General features: G+C 66.8%; 5 protein-coding genes and 1 pseudogene. 5 read left to right on the forward strand and 1 reads right to left on the reverse strand.

What is annotated here, in order from left to right; genetic code table 11:
* The first annotated feature begins 299 nt into the window (after window positions 1-299).
* Window positions 300-668: a hypothetical protein gene (locus tag B1964_RS22240; RefSeq protein ID WP_079931314.1), complete on the forward strand. Its 369-nt coding sequence runs from the start codon at window positions 300-302 to the stop codon at window positions 666-668.
* A gap of 15 nt (window positions 669-683) precedes the next feature.
* On the opposite strand, the gene B1964_RS22245 is transcribed toward B1964_RS22240, so the two are convergent.
* A complete protein-coding gene (locus B1964_RS22245) occupies window positions 684-1,166 on the reverse strand; it encodes an NUDIX domain-containing protein (RefSeq protein ID WP_014358686.1) in 483 nt (160 codons plus the stop codon).
* Window positions 1,167-1,428: 262 nt separating this feature from the next.
* On the opposite strand from B1964_RS22245, the gene B1964_RS22250 reads away from it, so the two are divergent.
* The 4 genes and pseudogenes from B1964_RS22250 to B1964_RS22265 form a co-directional block, all read left to right on the forward strand.
* Window positions 1,429-2,874 carry a hypothetical protein gene (locus tag B1964_RS22250; RefSeq protein ID WP_043456964.1) on the forward strand — a complete coding sequence of 482 codons (1,446 nt, stop codon included), beginning with the start codon at window positions 1,429-1,431 and terminating at the stop codon, window positions 2,872-2,874.
* Window positions 2,871-3,869 (forward strand): glutamate ABC transporter substrate-binding protein, encoded by a 999-nt coding sequence (locus tag B1964_RS22255; protein WP_079931315.1) that lies wholly within the window; start codon window positions 2,871-2,873, stop codon window positions 3,867-3,869. The genes B1964_RS22250 and B1964_RS22255 overlap by 4 nt, the downstream gene beginning before the upstream one ends.
* A 6-nt stretch (window positions 3,870-3,875) precedes the next feature.
* Window positions 3,876-6,383 (forward strand): tetratricopeptide repeat protein, encoded by a 2,508-nt coding sequence (locus B1964_RS22260; RefSeq protein ID WP_079931316.1) that lies wholly within the window; start codon window positions 3,876-3,878, stop codon window positions 6,381-6,383.
* A 345-nt stretch (window positions 6,384-6,728) separates the two neighbouring features.
* Window positions 6,729-7,067, forward strand: a pseudogene (locus tag B1964_RS22265) (HNH endonuclease); the annotation flags it as partial.

Raw genomic sequence — 7,067 nt, forward strand, 5'->3', positions numbered from 1 at the left:
CCCGGATCTCCCTTGCCCGCGGGTGTGCTGCGGCGTTAGAGTGGCCCGATCATGTGCACACGAATCGCGCTCGTAACCCGCCGCAGCGGGGTCTGATCTGACCGACCCCCCGCTGCGGGGTCGTTGCGCGTTCTCGTCGGTCATCTTCTCTTCGACCGAAACGATGATCCACGATGCACAGCCGTCACCTTTCTCCCGCACCCTGTTCCTGTACCGAGTCGCCCGGCAGCGCGAATCCGCGTTCCCGCGGCCCGCTCACGACGCGACTCCCCCGAGGTATCCGTGAGGAGGCAGACGGCATGACCTGGCAGGAATTCACCGAGATGTACGCCGATACCGGCACGATCCGGCTCGGCTCGCTCTCGATCACCCCCGCACCGGCCGACATGATCGAATGCCGCGCGACGATGGCCTACGCCAACCGCATCATGTCGATGTCGGCCACCGCGACCGGACCGGTCGGCGCGATGACCTCGATCCTGCACGACCTCGGCGCCCCGGTGTCGATCGTCTCGCTGCACCAGCGCCCGACCGATCGCGGGTTCGCGGCGTTCCTGTTGTGCGAGCGCGACGACCGGCAGTGCTGGGCCTACGGCGACGGCGCGACCGGCGACGAAGCCAACGTCAACGCCCTCATCGCCGGCGCCAACCGGCTGCTACCCCGGTAGACGACCGGGCGCCGTTCAGTTCTGCGGATCGAGCGCGGCGATCCGATCCCGCAGTCCGGGCCAGGCCTCACCGAACGCGGGATGCAGCGGCAACTCGTCGACGTCGGCCTCATCGACCCAGCGCAGTTCCGCCGATTCGCCGTTCGCGATGGTCCGCACGGGTTCGTCGATGTCGGCGATGACGGTCGTATAAGTCCAGCCGCCCTTGGCGCGGTGGGTGACCAGCGCGGCGACCACCTCGACGTCGGCGGGGTCGAGACCTGCTTCTTCCTGCGCTTCGCGCAGCGCGGTGTCGATGGCGCTCTCGTGCGAGTCGCGCGCACCACCGGGCAGTCCCCACGTGCCGCCCTGGTGCGACCACACCGCGCGATGTTGCAGCAATATCAGTGTGCGGCCGTCGGGTTGCAGGGTGCGCAGCAGTAATCCGGCCGCCCCGTTGACACCCCAATACCGTGACCCATCGGTGTCGATGACCCAGCCGTCCCCGTCTCCACGCACCGCGACTCCTGACGCCGACCGACGATCCGGGCTCTCCGGGATTCGCCGCCGACCTCCACCGTATGTGAGTGGGGCCACCAGGGCCAGGTTCGCCGAAACACCACCGCGTGGTGAGGCCGAGGTCACGTGCGCGCGGTTAGGGTGGAAACAGACCGGCACCGAAGAGGCGATAGACCCGAGGGGGCCACGTCGTCGCTTCGGACGGGGATGCCGGGGCGAGGACAACGACACGAACGACCGACGAGCCAGAAGGGATCGTGTGGTGACCGGCCAGGCATCTCCCGTGCGGACGGTGCTCACCCGTGCGGGCAAGACCATCCGGCCCAACGCGTCGTCGCCACCCATCCGTCAGGTTCTCGCCGACCGCCGCGAGCTGATGTCGCTGGGCCGCACCCGAACCCAATCACCGTTGGCCACGATGCGCCACTACGCGGGCACCACCCCCGGGAAGCTGGTGATGATCGGGGTGGTGCTCGTACTCGCCATCCTGGGCGTGGGCTGGTACGGATCCACCGTGCTGCAGGATCGCACCAACGCGCTGAAGAACATGATCGACCAGGGCGAGCCGCTCGCCGAGGCCTCACAGGTGCTCTACAGTTCGCTGTCGATCGCCGACGCCTCGGCCAACTCGGCGTTCATCTCCGGTGGCCTGGAGTCCCCCGATCTGCGTAGCCGTTATTCGAATGCGCTGGCCACCGCGTCGGCGTCATTGATGAAGGCCGCAGGCACCTCGGGGGCGCCCGGCGAGGACACCGACGACGACGATCGCGCAGTCAACGCCGACCTGCAGACCCTGGCGACGACGATCCCCGTCTACAGCGGACTCATCGAGACCGCGCGCACCAACAACCGGCTCGGCAACCCGGTGGGCAGCGCCTATCTCGGGCAGGCGTCGGCGGTGATGCACGATCAGATCCTGCCCGCGGCGCAGCGCCTCTACGAGCGCCGATCCGACGCCATCGCCGATCCCCAACGCACCCTGACCATCCCGCCCTACGGGGTGTATTTCGGGTTGCTGGTCCTCGCGCTCGCGCTGATCGGTACCTCGCGGTTCCTCACCAAACGCACCCGCCGTCGCTTCAACATCGGGGTGGTCGCCGCGTTGACCGCGATTCTCGGCGGACTGGTCTGGCTGTTGGTGTCGGGGCTGGCGTCGGTGGCCGCCACCAATTCGGCGAAGACCGACGGCGCCGACCCGCTGCGGCAACTGACCGAGGCCCGCATCCTCACCCAGCAGGCGCGTTCGGCCGAGACCTTGTCGCTGGTGCAGCGCACCGATCAGTCCGATCTCGATCAGACCTTCTCCGGCGCCACCGCCGGTATCAGCACGATCCTCGCCGACCTCGGTGGTCAGACGAGTTCTGACGCCGGCGCGTTGACCACCACCCAGGTGCGGTCCATCACGACCGCCCTCGATCAGTGGCGCGAGTCCGATCAGCAGACGCGCGCGGCCATCGAGCGCGGCGACTTCGCGCAGGCCAGAACGCTCACCATCGGCGCGGACCCGCAGAGCACCGCGAGCAGTTACGCCGCGGTCGATTCATCGCTCACCGACGCCATCACCACCACCCGGACGTCGTTCCGCGACGACATCAACACCGCTCAGCGGGTCATCGGGTACACCGGGTCGGGGATTCTGGTGTTGACCGTGTTCGCCGCCGTGGCATTGGCTCTCGGCCTGGTGCCGCGGGTTCGGGAGTACCGATGAGGCGCCGGGCAGTCCACGGCCGCGGTGGCGTCGTCGCGGCCGCGCTGCTCGCGTGCGGCCTGCTCACCACCGGTTGCGTCACCTTCACCGCACCCGACTCGCCACCGCCCGCGGCGCAGGCCATCACCCCGACTCCGCCGGGTGCGGAAACCGAGACGACCACCGAACCGGTCCCCGACGCCGACGCGTGCAACGCGACGGCCAGCCTGCGACCGCCCGATCCGATGCCGGAGCCCAAGCAGATGCCGCCGGGCAGCACCATGGCGGCGATCGCGGCGCGCGGGCGACTCATCGTCGGCACCGACATCGGCTCCAACCCGTTCAGCTTCCGTGACCCGATCAGCGGCGACCTGCAGGGTTTCGACGTCGACCTCGCGCGCGAGGTGTCGCAGGCGATCTTCGGCGACCCCAACCGCATCGAGTTCCGGGTGCTCAGCTCCAACGATCGCATAGACGCGCTGCGCAGCGGGTCGGTGGACATGGTGGTCAAGACCATGTCGATCACCTGTGACCGGTTGGCGTCGGTCAGCTTCTCGACCCCGTATTACATTGCCTCGCAACGCATACTGGTGCTGCGCAACTCCGGCATCACCGATGTCGACGGGCTGGCCGACAAGCGGGTGTGTTCGGCCCGCGGGGCCACCTCGATCGGACGGATGCAGGCCGAGCAGCCACGTGCCAAGATGATCACGACCGTCACCTGGGCCGACTGTCTGGTGATGTTGCAGCAAGGTCAGGTCGACGCCGTCACCACCGACGACGCGATCCTCGCCGGCCTCGCCGCACAGGATCCATGGGTGCAGATGGTGGGCCCGGGGTTCGGTTCGGAGTACTACGGCATCGGGCTCCCCCAGGGGCACGACGACATGGTGCGTTTCGTCAACGGCGTGCTCGCGCAGGCCGTGGCCGACGGTCGCTGGTATGCCATCTACAACCGATGGCTGAGCAACATCGGCCCCGGTTACGTTCCACCACAAGCGATTTATCGGGACTGAGCGACGATGACCGAACACGACGACCGCACCGACGCCGAGGTCGGCACGCAACGGGTGGACCCAGCCGACCTCGATATCGGTACGCAGCGAGCCGATCTCGGTGACCTCGACGTCGGTACGCAGCGAGCCGATCCGGCCGACCTCGATCCCGGCACCCAGCGGGCAGATCTCGCCGCGCTCGTCGACACGGGCATGACCTCGTCGGGTGGCCGCACGACCACCTCCCCGGTGACGGGCTCCACCGATCCCGTCGTGCGGTCGGGGCCGGTCATCCCCACCGAGGCGCTGGCCTCGGTGGGCCACACCCGGCGCCTGGTACCCAAACGCCGTCCGCAGGTACATGATCGGCGGCTCGGTACCGGGCTGGTCGAACTGCCGAAGGTCGTCGACATCGAGCCCGCCGACGCCGTTCTGGACTTTCCGGTCATCCCCGAGGGCAAGCGCACCTGCTGGCGATGTGGGCGTCCGGTGGGTCGCAACGACGGCGAGGGTGCCGGAGATCTCGCCGGCACCTGCCCCCACTGTGGTGCCCGCTATTCGTTCGTACCCGGCCTGGCGCCGGGGACCGTGGTCGCCGGCCAGTACGAGATCGCCGGCGCCATCGCACACGGCGGGCTGGGATGGATCTATCTGGCGATCGACCGCAACGTGTCCGACCGTCCCGTCGTCCTCAAAGGCCTTCTCAATTCCTCGGATTCGGAGGCGCAACAGGTCGCGTTGGCCGAGCGGCAGTTCCTGGCGTCGGTGAATCATCCCGGCATCGTCAAGATCTACAACTTCGTCGAGCACGTCACCGCCGACGACGAGCGTTTCGGTTACATCGTGATGGAGTACATCGGTGGCCAGACCCTCAAGCAGATCACTTCCGCCGGAGCCGATTCCGGCGGTACGCATGCGGTGATGCCGATCGAGCAGGCGATGGCCTACATCCTCGAGGTGCTACCGGCGATCGGCTATCTGCATTCGGTGGGACTGGTGTACAACGACGTCAAACCGGAGAACGTGATGGTCTCCAGCGACGAGGTCAAGCTCATCGATCTGGGTGCGGTGTCGGCGATCAACGGATACGGGCACCTCTACGGCACACCGGGTTTCCAGGCTCCGGAGATCGTGCAAACCGGGCCGCAGGTGGTCACCGACATCTACAGCATCGGCCGCACGCTGGCGGTGCTCACCCTCGACATGCCGATGGAGAAGGGGCGATATCTCGACGGGCTGCCCGACCCGGAGACCACCCCGGTGCTTGCCGAGAATCCGTCGTATTATCTTCTGCTGCAACGTGCCACGGCCACCGACCCGGCAGAGCGATTCTCCTCGGCCGAGGAGATGACCACCCAGATGCTCAACGTGCTCCGCGAGACCGTCGCGGTACACACCGGGGTGCCGCGGCCCTCATTGTCGACTGTGTTCACCCCGCAGCGCTCCACCTTCGGCACCGATCTCATGTTGGCACCGGTGGACGGCTTCTTCGATCCCGATCTCGCGGCGTTCTACGACCCCGTCGACATCGCCCATGCCCTGCCCGTGCCGTTGGTCAATCCCACCGACCCGGCTGCGGGACTTCTCAACTCGGCAGCGTTGTCCGATCCCCGACAGACCCTTGATTCCATCAATGCGGCACGGGCCGAGGGATTCTCGTCGCTACTGGGTCGACGATCGAACAACGCGCACCCGTCGCTGGAGATCGATCTGGCCGAGGCCCGCGCACACCTCGAACTCGACGACGTCGACACCGCACTGTCGGTGCTGCAGAACGTGACCGCGCAGCACGGTGAGTCCTGGCGAGTGGACTGGTACATGGGGATCTGCGCCCTCATGAACGACGAACCCGAGCTCGCCCACGAACGATTCACCGAGGTGCTACAGGCGATGCCAGGTGAGGTGGCCCCGAAACTCGCCGCCGCGGGAACCGCCGAGATCATCGGTCGCTGGCTGACCGACGAGAAGCATCCGAGCGAGGAGGAGCCCGAGGAGTCCCCGGATGCGCGCATCGCCGAGATGTACGACGTGGCCGACCGGCTCTATCACGACCTGTGGTTGACCGACCACAGCATCGTCACCGCCGCTTTCGGTCTCGCACGCCTGGCTGTCGCCCGAGGCGATTTCGACGCCGCCATCGAACCGCTCGACGAGGTCCCGCCGACCAGTCGGCACTACAACACCGCTCGCGCCACCGCCGTCCTCGCCCTCGTCCACGGACGCGCCCCCGAACTCGTACAGAAGCGTCAACTCGTGGAGGCGGCACGACGACTGGAGGCGATGCCGGACTCCGAGCCACGGAAATCGCGTTTGCAACTGATCGTCCTCGGTACCGCGATGGGGTGGATCATGGAGCATCCCGACGAGTCGGGCGAACCCAGCACACTTCTCGGCGTTCCCTTCACCGAGCGCGGACTCCGTGCCGGTACCGAGCGCTCACTGCGCACCCTCGCCCGGCAGATGCGCAACAACCGCGACAACCGTTTCCTCCTCGTCGATCTCGCCAATTACGTTCGGCCCGATAGCCTTTTCTGATCTCGTCGCCCGAGAGGTCGACTCCTTCCCTCTCGATGGTCATGCACCCTCCTCCCCGCTGGTCGAGTAACCCGCCCCACCCGACCGTCGCGAACCCCACTTCCCCGATGGTCGAGGTGCGAGCCGCGTGCGGCGAGCCTCGAGACCCGGTGAGACAACAAGCCTCCCAACCACATCGAAAGCAAGACAAACGAAACCCGGGCCCCTTACCACACCCCTCCGACAGAAAATCAGCACCGAAACACGTTGTCCACAAGCAGAATTGATCAAAATACCCTCTTGCGTCGAACACACTGGCGATGTACACTGGAGTCATCACACCGATCAGCCACCGGGGAGGGGCCCATGATCGACACCACTACAGTCCTCGACGCGGAAACCGTTGACGCCGAAGCAGTTTTCGCCGCCATCGTCACCCAACTCAGCGACCTGCAATGGAATCCGGAGATGACCGGGCCACAAGCCTTCGGCGCGATGAAACAAGTCCTGCTGCTCCGCAATCTGGTTGATCACCACGCCACCACCCTCACCAGTGAGATGGACCGGCTGGGCGTGGCCGACCACAAGACCACCCGACTTCGGGAGTTGTTGATCAGCATGGGTTTCACCCCCGCCGTCGCAAGTCGATACGTGCGGATCTCGGCCACCACCGATGTGGATCTGCTGCTGACGCACGCCGCGGAC

The sequence above is a fragment of the Gordonia sp. i37 genome, assembly GCF_002043085.1.
GTDB lineage: Bacteria > Actinomycetota > Actinomycetes > Mycobacteriales > Mycobacteriaceae > Gordonia > Gordonia polyisoprenivorans.